The organism is Amycolatopsis sp. NPDC048633, assembly GCF_040650695.1.
Lineage (GTDB): Bacteria > Actinomycetota > Actinomycetes > Mycobacteriales > Pseudonocardiaceae > Amycolatopsis.
The window spans coordinates 78607-93378 of the sequence record NZ_JBEZHS010000029.1 but is presented as its reverse complement, the minus strand read 5'-3'; the positions used below and the strand labels follow the sequence as shown (position 1 = coordinate 93378).

The following is a 14772-nucleotide window of genomic DNA, read 5'->3' as shown; positions in this document are numbered from 1 at the left end:
TCCGGCGTGACCGTGCCGGCCGGGCGCGGAACCTTGCGAGTGATCATGACTGCTCCTCCTCAGACGAGCGGTTCGCCGCCGTCGACGCCGAGCGAGACACCGGTCAGGAAGGTGCTGCCCAGCGCGAAGACCACGGCTTCGGCGATTTCTTCGGGACGTCCGACGCGCCGCGCCGGGCTGGTGGCCGCGCGGGCGGCGAACAGGGCGGCCTTCTTCTCGTCCCCCAGGGCGTCGTAGGCCCCGGTGTCGATGGTGCCGGGCGAGACCGCGTTCACCCGGATCGGCGCCAGCTCCACCGCGAGGCCCCGGGTCAGCGCGTCCACCGCGGCGTTCGTGGCGCCGACGGCGAGCATGCCGGCGGCGGGCTTGCGCGCCGACGATCCCGAGAAGAAGACGAACGAGCCGTCCTCGGGCATGCGCGGCGCGAAGTGCTTTGCCAGCAGCAGGGGGCCGAGCACCTTGACGTCGAACGACCTCAGCACGACGTCGTGGGCGAGGTCGCCCACCGTGCCGCGGGCCCGGGCCGACGCCGTCGACACGACGTGGTCGACCCGGCCGAGGCGCTCGGCCAGCGCGGCGACGGAGGCTTCGTCGGTCAGGTCGACGGTGGCCGCCGTGACATCCGGGTCGTCGTACGCCTTGGCCAGTGCTTCTTCGTCGCGTCCGGCGACGACGACCGTGGCCCCGGCCGCCCGCACGGCGAGCGTCACCGCCCGGGCGATGCCGCTGCCGCGGCCGATGACGAGAACAGTGCGGTCTTTCAGGGAAGTCATCTCAGTTTCCTTTCGAAACGATCAGCTCGTCGGGGTCCAGGCCCCGGTCGATCCCGTGCGGGGTGACGGTCTGGCCCGGTTCGAGGGTCAGCTTGCGGCCGTCGAGGGTCACGTCGACGACGTCCGGCTCGAACGACACGAACCCGGACACCCGCTCGACCTCGGACCACGCCTCCGGGTAGGACCAGGCGGCGCGCTTGCCCGACCCGATGTCGAAGTAGCCGGCCAGCCCCTTGTACGGGCAGAAGGTCTCGCCGTCGACCGGCGTCAGCGCCGTCAGGTCGATGTCCTCGCGCGGCACGTACCAGCGCGGCGCGAAGCCCGATTCGTAGAGCACGACCGGGCGCCGGGTCTCGGCGACGACGCGGTCGCCCTCGCGCACGACGAGGTGCCGCGAGGTCTGCCGGATGTCGATGCGGTGGTACGGGTCGGCAGCGTGCCCGACGATCCGCTCGTCCTCCTCGTAGAAGGCGTCCATCGCCCGCCAGGCGAAGGCGACGCGGTCGCGCAGGACGTCCGCGTGGCCCGGGAGGCCGGTGTAGCGCCAGGCCGCGCGCGGCGCCTGCTTGCCCGCCGCGTGGACCGAGTACCACTCGGCCGGGCCGAGCTCGCGGTGCGTCGTCGTCCGGTTCTCGGCGACGAGCACGTCCTCGCGGACGTCGGCGAGCGGGAAGTACGCCACCGGGTAACGGCCGGGCTCGTGCAGCAGGACGACGTCCTCGCTGTCGGCCACCCACTCCCCGCCGAACCGCACGCGCATCCGCCGCCGCAGCGGCTCGGCGAACAGCATCCGCTCGGGCAGCGGCTGCTCGACCAGGAAGTGCCCCACCGCCCGCGTCGCCAGTGGTCCCTGCTGCCAGGCCAGTCCCATGATGTCCTCCTCGGTTCTAACCCTTCTAAGCTGCTTTGATAGTTAGACATGCAATCAGGCGTCGTGTAACCTGTCAAGTATGAGTTTGGAGGTTAGGCAGATGGCGACCGACGAGACACTGCTCCTGGACCTGCTGAACACCACCCCGGTCCGCGACGGGACACCCGGCGACGACCTCGCCGACGCGCGGGCGGCCCGGGAGTGGCTGGCCGGCCACGGGCAACCGGCCACCGACGACGAGCACCGCACGCTGCTCGAGGCGCGGTCCGCGCTCCAGGCGATCGTCCGCGGCCAGGACGCGCCCACCGCCGCGGCGCGGTTCGTCGACGACGTGACCTACCGGGCGTCCTTCGGCGACGACGGCGTCGAGTGGGTCCTCGACCTCCCCGCCGGCCGGTCCGCCGCCGCGCGGGCCGTGCTCGCCTGGGACGCGCTCGCCAAGTCGAGCCCCGGCCGGCTGCGCCCGTGCGCCAACCCGGAGTGCCGGCTGTTCCTGATCGACCACAGCAAGCCCAACAGCGCCCGCTGGTGTTCGATGGCCGTGTGCGGCAACCGCATGAAGGCCCGGCGGCACTACCAGCGCTCCCGCACGGCCGCGGACTGAAGGAGACGACCACCATGGCCCGCTTGGTGTCACTGAACGTCGGGATGCCGGAGGACGTGCCCTGGCAGGGGCGGACCGTCCACACGGGAATCTTCAAGTACCCCGTCGAAGGCAGGCTGATGGTCCGCCGGCTCAACGTCGACGGCGACGGCCAGGGCGATCTGGGCGGCCACGGCGGCGAGAACCGCGCGGTGCTCGTGTACCAGCGCCAGTCCTACGAGCACTGGCGGCGGTTCCTCGGCCGCAACGACCTCGAAGACGGCCAGTTCGGCGAGAACTTCACCGTCGACGGCCTGCCCGACGACGAGGTGCACATCGGCGACCGGTACCGGATCGGCGAGGCCGAGTTCGAGGTCACCCAGCCGCGCGTCACGTGCTTCCGCGTCGGGATGCGCCTGGGCGAGCCGCGGATGCCGTCGCTGCTGGTCGCACACCACCGGCCCGGCTTCTACCTGCGCGTCATCACCGAAGGCCACGTCGAGGCCGGCGACGAGATCGTCCGCACCCGGACCGGCCGCCACGAGATGAGCGTCGCGGACATCGACGCGCTCCTCTACCTGCCGGGCCGCGACTCCGGCGCGCTCCGCAAGGCCGTCGACATCCCCGCGCTCAGCCCGGGCTGGCAGGGGTCGTTCCGCGACCTGCTGGCCGAGGAGCCGGCTCCCGCGCCGACCGGGTGGCGCGGCTTCCGGCCGCTGCGCGTCGCCCGGGTCGTGCCCGAGAGCACGACGGTTTCCTCGATCCACCTGGCCGCCGACGACGGCGCGCCACTCCCCCGGCCCGAGCCCGGCCAGTACCTCACCCTGCGCGTCCCCGGCGCCGGCGACCCCGCGCCGGTCCGCAGCTACTCGCTGTCGGCGGCGCCGTCGGACCGCGAGTACCGCATCAGCGTCAAGCGGGACGGCGTGGTGAGCAGCTACCTCCAGGCCAAGCTGACGGCGGGCGCGCTGGTGGACGTGGCGGCGCCTCGCGGCGACTTCGTCCTGGCCGGCGACGACCGTCCCGTGGTCCTGCTGTCCGCGGGCATCGGCGTGACGCCGGTGCTGGCGATGCTGCACGCGCTCGCCGCCGGCCGGAGCACGCGGGAAGTCTGGTGGCTGCACACCACCCGGACCGCCGCCGAACAGGCGTTCAGGGCCGAGGCGCACCGGCTGGTGGCGAGCCTTCCGAACAGCCACGAACACGTCTACCACTCGGCCGAGAGCGGCCGGCTGACCCGCGATGCCTTGTCCGCTTTGGACCTTCCGCTCGAGGCCACCGCATACCTCTGCGGACCGGACGCGTTCATGACGGCGATGCGCGAAGCCCTGGTGTCACTGGGCTTCGACGCTTCCCGCGTCCACAGTGAACTGTTCGGTGGGGTGTCCGCGATCAACCCCGGGCTGACCGACGTGGCCCGGAAGACCCCGCACGCCCCGGCGGGGACGGCGGGAACCGGGCCCGAGGTGACGTTCGCGCGCAGCGGGCTCACGGTGCCGTGGAGCGAGGAGTTCCCCAGTCTCCTGGAGTTCGCGGAGGCGTGCGATGTGCCGACGCGCTGGTCGTGCCGGACCGGGGTCTGCCACACGTGCGTGACGCCGGTGCTCTCGGGCCGCGTGAAGTACGACCCCGACCCGCTGGAGACGCCGGCCGAGGGCGAGGCGCTCATCTGCTGTTCGCGGCCGCGGGAGGACGTCGTGCTGGACCTCTGAAGTCAGCGGAGGTCGAGCCGCATGAGCCAGCGGACCCGGCGGTCGGCCCGCGCTTCGGTCGGCCGGATCCGCTCGAAGCCCGCCGCTTCGAACAACGACGTCGTGCCGACGTGGGCGGCGCTCGAACCGATGCGCCCGCCCTCCGGGTCGACCGGGTAGCCCTCCACCGCCGGGGCGCCGTGCGCACGCGCGTGGTCGACCGCGCCGGCCAGCAACGCCGCGGACACCCCGCTGCGGCGGTAGGGCGAGCTCACCACGAAGCACACCACGCTCCACACCGGCAGGTCGTCGAGCGGCGGCATCGTCCGCGACCGCACGAGACGCACCATGCTCGACCGCGGCGAGATGCTGCACCACCCGGCCGGCGTGTCCCCGTCGTAGGCGAGCACGCCCGGCGCGGGTTCGCCCGCGCAGAGGCCCCGGACCCGCTCGGTTCGCTCCTCGCCGCGCAGCGCGTTGTACTCGGCCGAGGTGATGCGGTACGCGAGGCACCAGCAGGCGCGTTCGTTACCGCTGGGGTTGAGGATCGCGGCGACGTCTTCGAAGCGCGAAGCAGGACGGATCATGAACATGGGACCACCGTAGAATCGGATACCCGACAAGGCGATGTCGGTTAGGGGGCGCACGTGGATCGGCTCGTCGGCTCCGGCCGCTACCCGGGGATGACCCAGCTGCACCAAGCCGTGCCGCTGGTCGAGAGGCAGCACGCCCTGATCGAGGAGATGCGCGCGCGGGCGCCCCGGTTCGTGACGGGCCGCGTCCTGGCCGAGCGCACCGGAACGACGGTGCGGACCGTCGAACGCGACGTGACGCGCCTGCGCGCGGCGGGCGTCCCGGTCGAGGTGAAGCGCGGCGCCGGCGGCGGCTACCGGCTCACCATGCCGGCCGTCGTGCCACCGGTGAGCTTCAGCCCCGGCGAGGTCGCCGCCCTCGTCGCGTCCCTGGTGGCCCTCGGCCCGTACACCTCCGCCACCGCGTGCAGCGCGCTGGACAAGCTCCTCACCGCTTTCCGGTGAGGAGCTGCCGACGCGGTCACCGGCCGGCTCCGGCGCACCGGGCGTCCGCAGGTCCGACGTGCCGGACGGGCACGATGCGCGTCACCGGCACCGGAACCGGCGGACCGGATCCGGTGAGCACCGTCGTATAGACCGTTATACGATTCAAGTGGACGAGCGGCGTCGTCTCACAGCTCGAGGCCGCGACGAGCCTGACGTCAGGCGACGCGTGGTCGCTTCAAATTCGCTGCCCCACAGGGCAGCCGGCGCCTCCGATGTAGCAGGCGTAGAGCAGTCCGGCGGCCCCCACCACGGCCAGCCGTCCCGGAATCGTCATCGCTCGGGCCATCCTCGTGCTCTTCCTCGGAATGTGAACCGCCCCCTCGCCCATTCACATCAGTTGGTGAACTCGGCCGCGATCGTAAACTGACGTGGCCGACGCGGTCAACTGAGGTGGACCGGTGACCGTGAACCCACCTCACCGCAGTTGGCGGCGCGGTAGACTCCTGCCATGCCGGAGGAGATCGCCGCGGGAACCCTCTCCACGAAGCTGAACCACCTGTTCGGCGTCGTGCGGCCCGCCGACGGCGACGAGTACACCTTCGACGAGGTCGCCGAGTCGATCCGGACCCAGGGCGGTCCCACCATCTCCGCGACCTACCTCTGGCAGCTGCGCAAAGGCCTGCGCGACAACCCGACCAAGCGGCACCTCGAAGCGCTCGCGGGGTTCTTCGGCGTGCCCCCGGCGTACTTCTTCGACGACGCGGAAGCCGAACGCATCGACGCCGAGCTGACGCTGCTCAGCGCGTTCCGGGACGCACCGGTCCGCCAGATCGCGCTCCGCGCGCGCGGGTTGTCGGCGAAGAGCCTCGAAGCGATCAGTGACATGGTCGACCGCGTCCGCGAGCTCGAAGGCTTGCCCGAACCGGCGAGCGACGCCGAACGATGAGCTCCCGCGGGCGGCGGCAGCTGCGTCACCGGTTCGCCGCGGTGCTGCGGGACCTGGACCTGCCGGCCTCCTTCGACGTGCCCACGCTGTGCGCGGCGCTGGGCGAGCGGCGCGGGCGGCCGATCCGGCTGCTGCCCCTGCCGGGTCTGTCCGAGGTGTGCGGGCTGTGGATCGCCACGGACACGACCGACCTGATCGCGTACGAGCAGCACACGAGCGCGCCCCACCAGGACCACATCGTGCTGCACGAGATCGGCCACATGCTCTGCGACCACTACCCGGCATCCCTCACCCCGGCCGAGCAGATGCGGCTGCTGCTGCCCAGCCTGGACCCCGACATGGTCCGCCGGGTCCTGGGGCGCGCGGGGTATTCGAGCGTGGAGGAGCGGGAAGCGGAGTTCTTCGCCTCGATGCTGGGGCAGCACACGGGACTGGCCCACCGCGGCAACTCGGCAGCCGACCGGCTGCGCTCAGCCCTCGAAGACGGCGGCGACCGTGGGTGAGGCGAACGGCCGCCCCGCGCCGACGACCTCGGGCCGACCCATCCCGCCGGCGAACCGAGGCGACCGTGGGTGAGGTCATCCGCCGCTACGGTCCCGCGGCCCTGGCCTGGGTCCTGCTGATGTTCCTGCGCCCCGGACCGGCCCCCGGCCGCCGCCTCGTGCGGTTCTGCGTGCTGGGCCTGGCCGTCTCCCAAACCGCGCTCACCCCCGCCGTCCGCGATCTCACCCGCGTCCTGCACGTCCCCAGCATCGAACTGCTCGTCGCCCACCTCGCCATGGTCGGCGCGGTCTGGGCCGGCGCCCAGCTCCTCCTGCGGCTGCACGGACTTCCGGCGAGCGCCCACCGCCACACCGCCTGGGCCCTCATCGGCGGTGCCGCGATGGTCATCACCTTCGCGCTGGCCCCCGACGTGATGCCGCAGTCGCCGTTCGTCATGGAGTACTGCATCGCCTACGCCGTGGCGCTCCTGCCCGAGTTCGCGGTCATCGCGCGCCTGTGCCTGCAGGACGCCCGCAAGGCGCCGGACCGGATCCTGCGCCTCGGCCTCGGCCTGGTCGTCGCCGGGGTCGTCGCCGCGGCCGGCTACATGGTGGTCCGGACCGTCATCGCGATCTCCGCCCGTGCCCCGTTCGACTTCGAGTACGGCAAGGGTTTCCTGCTGAGCAAGGCCCTCCCCACGACGGCGCACCTGCTCGTGCTCGTCGGCGTCGGCGTGCCCGCGGTGGCCGGCTGGCTGCGCCGCCACCGGCAGTACCGCCGGCTCGGCCCGCTCTGGCTGGCCCTCTACCGGGCCGAGCCCGCGATCGCGCTGGAACCGCCGCGCACCACCGTGTTCCCGACGCGGCTGCAGCTCTACCGGCGGGTCATCGAGATCCGCGACGGCCTGCTCGTGATCCGCCCGTACCGCAGCGGGTCCGGCGCCGGGGAACAGCAGGAGGCCGCCGAGATCGTGGCCGCCCTGCGCGCTCGCGAAGACGGCCTGCCACCGCTTTCCCCCGAGACGACCGTCCAAGGTGGACAGGACCTCGGCAGCGACACCGAGTACCTCTGCCGGGTCGCCGACGCCTTCCGCGAGATCAGCAGGCGGCCCACCGCGGACGTCTCCTGATCACTCCACCGGCGGCGTGCCGTGCGTGTGGAACGACTCGATCGTCTTCAACCCCCACGCCTGCCCCTTGGCCCGCTCGGCCTCGGTCCAGGTGACCGGTTCCCAGTCCGGCGCGAAGATCAGCCGCCCGGTGGGGTTGCACAGCTCGATGCGGTTGCCGCCCGGCTCGTACACGTAGAGGAAGAACGTCTGCTGGATCGCGTGCTTGTGCGGCCCGGTCTCGATGTGGACGTCGTTGTCGAGCGCGATGTCGGCCGCCCGCAGGATGTCCTCGCGCGTGTCGGTCGCGAACGCGATGTGGTGCAGGCGCCCGTTCGACTTCGTCCAGTCGTTCGTGTAGACGATGTCGTAGGACTTCTGCGCGAAGTGCGTCCACTGCCCCGAAATCACGCCGCTGTCGAGCTGGATCTGCTCGGTGACCCGGCCGCCCAGCGCGTCGCAGATGAACCGGCCGTTGACCTCGGCCTCGCGCGCCAGGTAGTTGACGTGGTCGAGGCGCCGGACGCCGACCCCGCGCCCGGGGTAGGCCTGCGCCTGGTTCTTCAGCGCGGGCCGCAGGTGCTCCGGCGGCCGGTAGCGCTCGGTCTCCCAGTAGACCTCGAGCTCGTGCCCGTCCGGGTCGCGGAACAGGTACGTGGGGCCGATCCCGGGGTCGCCGTCGACCCAGCCGACGCCGAGCCCGCGCTCCTCGAGGGCGACCACGCGCCGCTTGAGGGCCTCTTCGCTGGACGCGCGCACCGCCGTCCGCCCGACCCCGGACGTCTTCGCCGCGGTGAGCTTCAGGCTGTGGTGCTCGTAGTCGTCCCACGTGCGCAGGTAGACGGAGTCGCCTTCGGCGCCGTTCTCGGTCAGCCCGAGCACGCGGACGAAGAAGTCCAGGCTCTTCTCCGGCTCCGGGGTGAACAGCTCGACGTGACCGAGGTGCGCGATCTCGTGGCGGGGCGAGGGCTGCGGCATCGATGCTCCTCAGAGGCGGGGGAAGACGGTGCCGTCGAACAGCTTCCGCGCGGTGCGGATCACCGTCGACCGGCGGACGTGGGACCCGTCGAACTCGATGCCGACCGCGAGCTTGCCGCTCGGGTGCTCGATTTCGACGGGCTTGCCGGCGGGCGGCGCCTGCAGGAGGTCCTGGCCGACGGCGCCGTCGAGCAGCAGCGCCGTGACGACGCTGACGCCGCCGAGCACGCCGATCGACGGGTGCGGCTTGACCGGGATGAACGTCCGGGTGCAGATCGCGCCGCCGTCGCGGGGCGCGGCGACCAGCGTGGTCTTGGGGACCGAGCTGCCGCGGACGTCGCCGAGGCCCATCAGCTTCCCGGCTTCGACGCGCAGCGCGTCGATCCGCTCGGCGAGCCCGGTGTCGGCGGCGAGCTCGGCCGGGTCTTCGTACCCGGTGATGCCGAGGTCTTCGGCGCGCGCGACCACGACCGGCATGCCGTTGTCCACACAGGACACTTCGATGCCGCCGACGTTGTCGCGGACGTGGCCGGTGGGCAGCAGGCTGCCGCAGACGGACCCTTCGGTCTCGGTGAAGTCGAGCTCGACCGGGGCGGCCGTGCCGGGCACGCCGGAGATGGCCGTGTCGCCGCTGTAGTCGACATCGCCGCCGGGGGTGGCGAAGGTCGAGACGGCGATGGTGCCGGTGTTGACCAGCCGCACGCGCACGGTGGTGCGGTCTTCGCCGGCGGGCACGAGCCCGCGTTCGACGGCGAACTGCCCGACGCCGGCCAGGAGGTTGCCGCAGGTCTGCCGGTCGGAGACGGTGGGCTCTTCGACACCCAGCTGCAGGAACAGGTAGTCGATGTCGTGCCCGGACTCGCTCGCCTTCCACACGATGGCGACCTTGCTGGTGACGGGCTGGGCTCCGCCGACGCCGTCGATCTGGCGCGGGTCGGGGGTGCCCATGATCCGCATCAGGAGGTCGTCGCGGCTCCCGGGGTCGGCGGGAAGGTCTTCCGCGAGGAAGTAGGCGCCCTTGGAGGTGCCCCCGCGCACGAGCATGCAGCGCACGCCGGTCATGCCTGCTCCTTCTCGTACTCCTCGGCGGTCAGGTAGCGGACCCCGAGGGCGTCGAGCTTCTCGCGCAGGCCGTAGCGGTCCAGGCCGAGCTGCCCCTGGGCGAACGCTTCCCGTGCGGCGGCTTCCTTTTCGAGCCGCGCCTGGGAGGCTTCGAGTCCTGTTTGGACGTCTTCGCGGCGGACCCGCATGACACCGTCGTCGTCGGCGAGGATCGCGTCGCCCGGGCGGATCACCTGCCCGCCGATGACGACGGGCACGTTGACCGCGCCGGCGGTCGCCTTGACGGTGCCCTGCGCGCTCACCGCGGCCGACCACACGGGGAAGCCGAGGGCGCGCAGGTCGGTGACGTCGCGGACGCCGGTGTTGATGACGAGGCCGTGGACTTTGCGGTAGCGCAGCGCGGTGGCGAACAGCTCGCCGAAGAGCCCGTCGCGGCAGGGCGAGGTGGTGGTGACGACCAGGACGTCGCCTTCGCGGCACTGCTCGACGGCCGCGTGGATCATGAGGTTGTCGCCGGGCCAGCAGAGCGCGGTGACGGCGGTGCCGCCGATGCGCGCGCCGTCCTGGATCGGGCGCAGGTCCGGGCCGAGCAGCCCGGAGCGCCCGAGAGCCTCATGAACGGTGGCGACGCCGTAGTCGGCCAGGCGCGCGACCTGGCCGAGGTCGGCACGCGGCGGATCGGTGACGATGACGGGCTTCATACGAACTACGGTACGGTTCGGTTGACGAAATTGTCAACAATTTTGGTGGCCAAGTGGGAGTGGGTCGAGCGGAGGGTTCGAGCGGTCCGCAACGAGCGGGCGGTGCGGGTCGCGAGCCCCCGGGACCAGCGTCGCGAATGGGTCATTCGCGGCGTCGGAGGTCCCGAATGAGTCATTCGCGACGTTCGCCCGGCCACTCCGGGGCGCTCCGCGAGTCGCGAGTGCAGCGGCAGACTCCGCAGCACCGATTTCCCGGACCACCGCAAGTCACGAGTGCAGCCGCGAGACTTCGCGGCACCGATCACCCCCGGCCGCCCGCAAGTCACGGGTGCAGCGGCGAGACCTCGGCGTCGGCCGCTTTGAGGGCCTCGATCACGCTCCCCAGGTGCGCCCGCGCTGCCTCCGCCGCCCTCTCCGGGTGGTGGGCGCAGATCGCGTCGATGATCGCCAGGTGCTCCGGGAGCGAGACCTGCGGGCGGCCCGGCCGCATCGCCAGCCGGAACTGGTGGCGCACGCTCTGCCCGCGCAGTCTCTCCAGCACCTGCGCCGCCGTGCGCTGGCCGCTGATCTCGCGGACCCGGCGGTGCAGCCGCTGGTTGAGGCCCGAATACCCGACCACGTCCCCGCCGGCCACCGCCTGGTGCATCAGCTCGCCGAGCTCCTTCAGCTCGCCGACCTCCGCGTCGGAAACGCGCTCCGCCGCCTTCGCCGCGCACAGCGACTCGAGCATCATCCGGACCTCGGAGATCTCGACGGCCTCCTCCAGCGACACCGCGCGCACCCGGGCTCCCCGGTTCTGCACGCGCTCGACCAGCCCCTCGTTGGTCAGCTCGATCAGCGCCGCGCGCACCGTCGCGCGGCTCGCGGCGAACTGGGCGGAGAGGTCCGCCTCCACCAGCCTCTGGTTGGGCACGAACTCGCCGCGGACGATCGCGTCGCGGATGGCCGCCACCACGGAACGCTCCCCCGGCTGCCCGTCCGCAGCACTCTCCGTCATACCCCGGCTCCGTTTGTTGACAATTTTGTCGAGAACATCGTGTACTCGATCGTAGCTTGTAGAGAGGATTCTGCTATGACCGGAACCATCGCGGTACTGGGACTCGGCGAAGCGGGCAGCGCACTCGCCCGCGACCTGACCGCGGCCGGGGCCGTCGTGCGCGGCTACGACCCGGCCGTTCCCGCCGCCGAGGGCGTCGTCGCGACCGGCTCCGAAGCCGAAGCCGCCGAAGGCGCCGACCTGGTGCTCAGCGTGAACAGCGCGTCCGCGGCCGTCGACGCGCTCGAAGCCGGACTGACCGGCCTGAAAACCGGCGCGGCCTGGGCCGACCTGAACACCGCCTCCCCCGGCACCAAGCGCAAGCTGGCGATAATCGCCGCCGGGCACGGCGTGCCGTTCGCCGACATCGCGATCATGGCGCCGGTGCCGGGCCGCGGCCTGCTCGTCCCGATGCTGGCCACCGGCACCGCCGCCGGGGCCGTCGCCACCGCGCTGAACTCGTTCGGCGCCGCGGTCGAGGTCATGGCCGGCGACGCCGGGCTCGCCGCCGAGCGCAAGCTGCTGCGGAGCGTGTTCTTCAAGGGCATGTCGGCCGCCGTGGTCGAGGCGCTGACCGCCGCGCGCGCCGCGGGCTGCGAGGACTGGCTGCGCAAGATCGTCGTCGACGAGCTCACCGCGGCCGGCGCCGCCACCGTGGACCGGCTGGTCGACGGCTCGATCAAGCACGCCGTCCGCCGGACGTCCGAGATGGCGGCGGCCACGGAGATGCTCGGCGAGCTGGGCGTACGCGCCGACGTCGCGGCCGCGGCTCGTGACCAGCTTGCCCACCTGGCTGATTGACGCCCGAGAAATCGGCGGCACGGACCGGTTCGGGACGCGGCCGGTCGCGATCGTCCGGTTCGGTGTCCGGGCCGTGGCAGGGAGGCGCCCTGGTCGCGAGTGGACTGTCCTCTTTGAACTTCCCGGTGTTCGCGATCGCGGGCGTCCGCTTCCGGACCGGCCCGCCGGACGCCGGTCCCGGATTCGCGGAGCGCCGGGCCTGCGGCTCGGCCCGCGCGACGACGAGCGGCCGCCCGTGAACGCCGGCCGCCGCGCCCCGGAAATGGCCCTGGGCCCGGCTGAACCACTCCAACCCGTTTGCCAACCCCGGCCACCGGCCGGGAGGACTACATTCGAGGGTCCGGGAGCCACCAGGCCCCGGGCCACTCCGCCCCGGTCCCCGGCGGCACCACTTGCCGTGGTGAATACCCGACCGGAGGGCCGGAATGACAGCCGAAACCACCCTCTGCCCGAGCGCGGCCTCCGCCCCGGTCCGATGACCGGCTCACGGGCGTTTCCCGAAGACACGACGGACGCCTTCGCCCTGACCGGCGAGCAGCGGCACCAGGCCGTCCGCGTGGTCGCTTCGGCTTCGCACGACGCCGACGACTGCGCGCTGCTGCTGGCCGTCCTCGGCCTCACTCCCGCCGAGGGTCGTCCGCCGGCGGACGACGCCGCTCCCGGTTCCGCTTGCGCGGGGCGGCCCGCGGAAGCGCCGAGACCGCACCGACGGTGGCGAAGCACCGCACAAGCGCGGCGCTGGTAGGCCACGCCGTCCCGCACCGCTCCTCGTGACGACAGTTCTGCGCATCAAGTCTATTGAGGACGGTCACCGGCGGTTTCCGGTCCGGCCCGGCACTCTGCCCGGAACTCGGCGATCCGCGTCAGCAGCGCCTGGCCGTCGCGGCTGGGCGGGCCGTCCCGGAGCACGGCCTCCAGCGGCCGCAGGCGGCCCTCGGCGCGCACCGACCGGACTCCGCGCGCGGCATCGATGGCCGAGGCCCCCACGCGCGCGGCGGCCTCGGTGTCGCGCCGGACGGCGTGCCCGAGAGCCAGCATGATCTGGGTCAGAGAACGGCTTCTGCTCATCTCCGGCCCGTAGGCGGCCACCGCGTCGTCGAGGAACGGGATCGCGCGGGCCGCGTGGCGGGGGTCCACGGTGCACGCGAGCTCGACCCGGACCGTGCCGATCATCGCGGAAAGGTCGTTCGCGTCGAAGAACCGGGCCCACGGCGCGGCCCCGGAGTCGGCGGCGAACGCGTCGGCCGCCTGGCCGAGGTGCCGCAACGCGGCGGCCTCGTCCGCGCGCATCGCCCAGGCCCACGCCTCGTTGGCCGACAGGATCGCCTGCGTCCGGGCGTACGGCCCGCGGCGGGCCGCGGCCCGGCCCTGCTCGAACTCGGCCAGCGCGTCGTCGACCTCACGGCGGTGCAGGTGCAGGCGGCCGCGCCGGTAGCGGATGTTGGCGAGCAGGTCGTGGTCCCCGGCCTCCACCGCCAGCTCCGCCGCGATGCCGAACGACCGGAGGGCGGACTCGTCGCGGCCGGAGTCGAACTCCGTCCACGCCAGCAGGTTGTGCAGGTCGGCCAGCGCGCGGCACAGCCGGCGCCGCAGCCGGGGCGGGACGGTTCCCTTGCGCAGCACCACTGTCCACGAGCCGAGCGCGGCGAGCGGGGCGCGGCAGAACCCACCGCCGTACCGGTAGTCCAGGGCGCGGAACGCGCGGGTCGCGGCTTCGAGCGCCGCCAGATCGCTCACTCCGACCCGGAACGGCCGCGGTTCGCCGCGGGCAGCCATCGGACCGCCTCCGTTCCCGGCTGGGAGGCTGGATTCACCACCATGGTCCGGGGCGGTCCGCAGACTTTAAGCGATTCCCGGCACCGGGAAATCCGCCGGACGGGTAAGGCCGGAAATATTTTCGGCAAGAGCGTGAATATTCACGTGCAGTTGCGAAAACAGGACCGGGAATTACCGTGTCGGGCCACTGCCGAACAGATCCTGAACATTTGCCGACCGGGTGACAACTTCTTCGGCGACCGCGGTCAGCCGGCGTCCCCGCGCCCGCGCGTAGTCGCGCAACAGGGCGAAAGCCGCGGCGACGTCCACGCCGAGCCGCTCCGCCACGAAACCCTTCGCCTGCTCGATGACGATCCGGCTGTTCAACGCCGTCTGCAACTGCTCGACGAGGACTTCGTGCCGCCGGGCGACGCGCGCCTGGATCAAGCCGATCGTGGCCACGTCGACCATCGCCTTGGCCGCCCGCACCGAATCCTCGCCGGGTTCGCCGGTGGCGCCCTTGAACAGGCAGAGGGCACCGACGTTTTCGTCACGCAGCCGCATCGGGACGGCGTAGACCGCCGCGTATCCCGCCGTCGCGGCCATCCGCCGCAGCCGGGGCCACGGCGCGTCGCCGTCGGCGAGATCCGGGTGGCTCACCGGCTCGCCACCCCGCCAGGCCTCGAGGCTCGGCCCTTCCTCGACCTGGATCTGGAACAGTTCCACGACTTCCGGGGCTTCGTCGGCGCTGGCGACCACCTGGAGCCTGCCGTGCGGATGCGCCAGCAGGACGCCGGCCGCGTCGGCGTCCAGCAGCTCGACGCACCGGCCCGCGAGCAGGTGGAGGAAGTCGATCAGGTCGAAATCGCCGGTCAACGTGTCGGCCAGCTCGACGAGCGTGTCGATCAGCGCGGCCTCGCGCATCGGCCTCCTTCCCACTCCGGCAGCCTACCGCCGCCGGTTTC

At 72.4% G+C, this 14772-nt stretch carries 18 protein-coding genes; 9 read left to right on the top strand and 9 right to left on the bottom strand.

The genetic code is table 11. The annotated features are described in order from the left end of the window. Positions 1–59: 59 nt before the first annotated feature. Together AB0C38_RS36885 and AB0C38_RS36880 are read right to left on the bottom strand one after the other, a co-directional pair. On the bottom strand, positions 60–773 hold the full coding sequence (locus tag AB0C38_RS36885; RefSeq protein ID WP_360682408.1) for an SDR family oxidoreductase: 714 nt from the start codon (positions 771–773) through the stop codon (positions 60–62). Position 774: 1 nt separating this feature from the next. Next, on the bottom strand, positions 775–1644 hold the full coding sequence (locus AB0C38_RS36880) for a DUF427 domain-containing protein (RefSeq protein ID WP_360682407.1): 870 nt from the start codon (positions 1642–1644) through the stop codon (positions 775–777). 79 nt (positions 1645–1723) lie between these two features. Between AB0C38_RS36880 and AB0C38_RS36875 the strand changes: the two genes are divergently transcribed. Then, complete coding sequence (locus tag AB0C38_RS36875) at positions 1724–2248, top strand: CGNR zinc finger domain-containing protein (RefSeq protein WP_360682406.1); 525 nt, start codon at positions 1724–1726, stop codon at positions 2246–2248. A gap of 14 nt (positions 2249–2262) precedes the next feature. Beyond that, positions 2263–3939 carry an MOSC and FAD-binding oxidoreductase domain-containing protein gene (locus AB0C38_RS36870; RefSeq protein ID WP_360682405.1) on the top strand — a complete coding sequence of 559 codons (1677 nt, stop codon included), beginning with the start codon at positions 2263–2265 and terminating at the stop codon, positions 3937–3939. Between the two features lie 2 nt (positions 3940–3941). Here AB0C38_RS36870 and AB0C38_RS36865 read toward each other — a convergent pair whose 3' ends face one another. Continuing rightward, positions 3942–4511, bottom strand: a complete 570-nt coding sequence (locus AB0C38_RS36865; protein WP_360682404.1) for a GNAT family N-acetyltransferase — start codon at positions 4509–4511, stop codon at positions 3942–3944. Positions 4512–4565: 54 nt separating this feature from the next. Here AB0C38_RS36865 and AB0C38_RS36860 point away from each other — a divergent pair, with 54 nt between their 5' ends. The 4 genes from AB0C38_RS36860 (at position 4566) to AB0C38_RS36845 (ending at position 7495) form a co-directional block, all read left to right on the top strand. Next, positions 4566–4955 (top strand): HTH domain-containing protein, encoded by a 390-nt coding sequence (locus AB0C38_RS36860; RefSeq protein WP_360682403.1) that lies wholly within the window; start codon positions 4566–4568, stop codon positions 4953–4955. A gap of 490 nt (positions 4956–5445) precedes the next feature. Beyond that, positions 5446–5883 carry a helix-turn-helix domain-containing protein gene (locus AB0C38_RS36855; protein ID WP_360682402.1) on the top strand — a complete coding sequence of 146 codons (438 nt, stop codon included), beginning with the start codon at positions 5446–5448 and terminating at the stop codon, positions 5881–5883. Beyond that, a complete protein-coding gene (locus AB0C38_RS36850; protein WP_360682401.1) occupies positions 5880–6386 on the top strand; it encodes a hypothetical protein in 507 nt (168 codons plus the stop codon). The genes AB0C38_RS36855 and AB0C38_RS36850 overlap by 4 nt, the downstream gene beginning before the upstream one ends. A gap of 65 nt (positions 6387–6451) precedes the next feature. After that, the gene (locus AB0C38_RS36845; protein WP_360682400.1) at positions 6452–7495 is read left to right on the top strand and encodes an MAB_1171c family putative transporter; all 1044 of its coding nucleotides are present in this window, start codon (positions 6452–6454) and stop codon (positions 7493–7495) included. Here the strand turns inward: AB0C38_RS36845 and AB0C38_RS36840 are convergent, their stop codons facing one another. The 4 genes from AB0C38_RS36840 to AB0C38_RS36825 form a co-directional block, all read right to left on the bottom strand. Next, on the bottom strand, positions 7496–8452 hold the full coding sequence (locus tag AB0C38_RS36840) for a catechol 2,3-dioxygenase (RefSeq protein WP_360682399.1): 957 nt from the start codon (positions 8450–8452) through the stop codon (positions 7496–7498). Positions 8453–8461: 9 nt separating this feature from the next. Continuing rightward, the gene (locus AB0C38_RS36835; RefSeq protein ID WP_360682398.1) at positions 8462–9514 is read right to left on the bottom strand and encodes a 4-oxalomesaconate tautomerase; all 1053 of its coding nucleotides are present in this window, start codon (positions 9512–9514) and stop codon (positions 8462–8464) included. Beyond that, a complete protein-coding gene (locus AB0C38_RS36830; RefSeq protein ID WP_360682397.1) occupies positions 9511–10215 on the bottom strand; it encodes a 4-carboxy-4-hydroxy-2-oxoadipate aldolase/oxaloacetate decarboxylase in 705 nt (234 codons plus the stop codon). The genes AB0C38_RS36835 and AB0C38_RS36830 overlap by 4 nt, the downstream gene beginning before the upstream one ends. Before the next feature lie 322 nt (positions 10216–10537). Next, positions 10538–11212, bottom strand: a complete 675-nt coding sequence (locus tag AB0C38_RS36825; RefSeq protein ID WP_360682396.1) for a GntR family transcriptional regulator — start codon at positions 11210–11212, stop codon at positions 10538–10540. Between the two features lie 75 nt (positions 11213–11287). Here AB0C38_RS36825 and AB0C38_RS36820 point away from each other — a divergent pair, with 75 nt between their 5' ends. From AB0C38_RS36820 to AB0C38_RS36810, 3 genes are all read left to right on the top strand, one after another. Next, positions 11288–12052, top strand: coding sequence for a DUF1932 domain-containing protein (locus tag AB0C38_RS36820; protein WP_360682395.1), 765 nt, complete (start codon positions 11288–11290; stop codon positions 12050–12052). A gap of 62 nt (positions 12053–12114) precedes the next feature. Then, positions 12115–12291 carry a hypothetical protein gene (locus tag AB0C38_RS36815; RefSeq protein WP_360682394.1) on the top strand — a complete coding sequence of 59 codons (177 nt, stop codon included), beginning with the start codon at positions 12115–12117 and terminating at the stop codon, positions 12289–12291. Between the two features lie 236 nt (positions 12292–12527). Next, positions 12528–12797, top strand: coding sequence for a hypothetical protein (locus tag AB0C38_RS36810; protein ID WP_360682449.1), 270 nt, complete (start codon positions 12528–12530; stop codon positions 12795–12797). Positions 12798–12847: 50 nt separating this feature from the next. Here AB0C38_RS36810 and AB0C38_RS36805 read toward each other — a convergent pair whose 3' ends face one another. Continuing rightward, the gene (locus tag AB0C38_RS36805) at positions 12848–13828 is read right to left on the bottom strand and encodes a hypothetical protein (RefSeq protein WP_360682393.1); all 981 of its coding nucleotides are present in this window, start codon (positions 13826–13828) and stop codon (positions 12848–12850) included. A 171-nt stretch (positions 13829–13999) separates the two neighbouring features. Continuing rightward, positions 14000–14731 carry a GAF and ANTAR domain-containing protein gene (locus tag AB0C38_RS36800; protein WP_360682392.1) on the bottom strand — a complete coding sequence of 244 codons (732 nt, stop codon included), beginning with the start codon at positions 14729–14731 and terminating at the stop codon, positions 14000–14002. Positions 14732–14772: the final 41 nt, after the last annotated feature.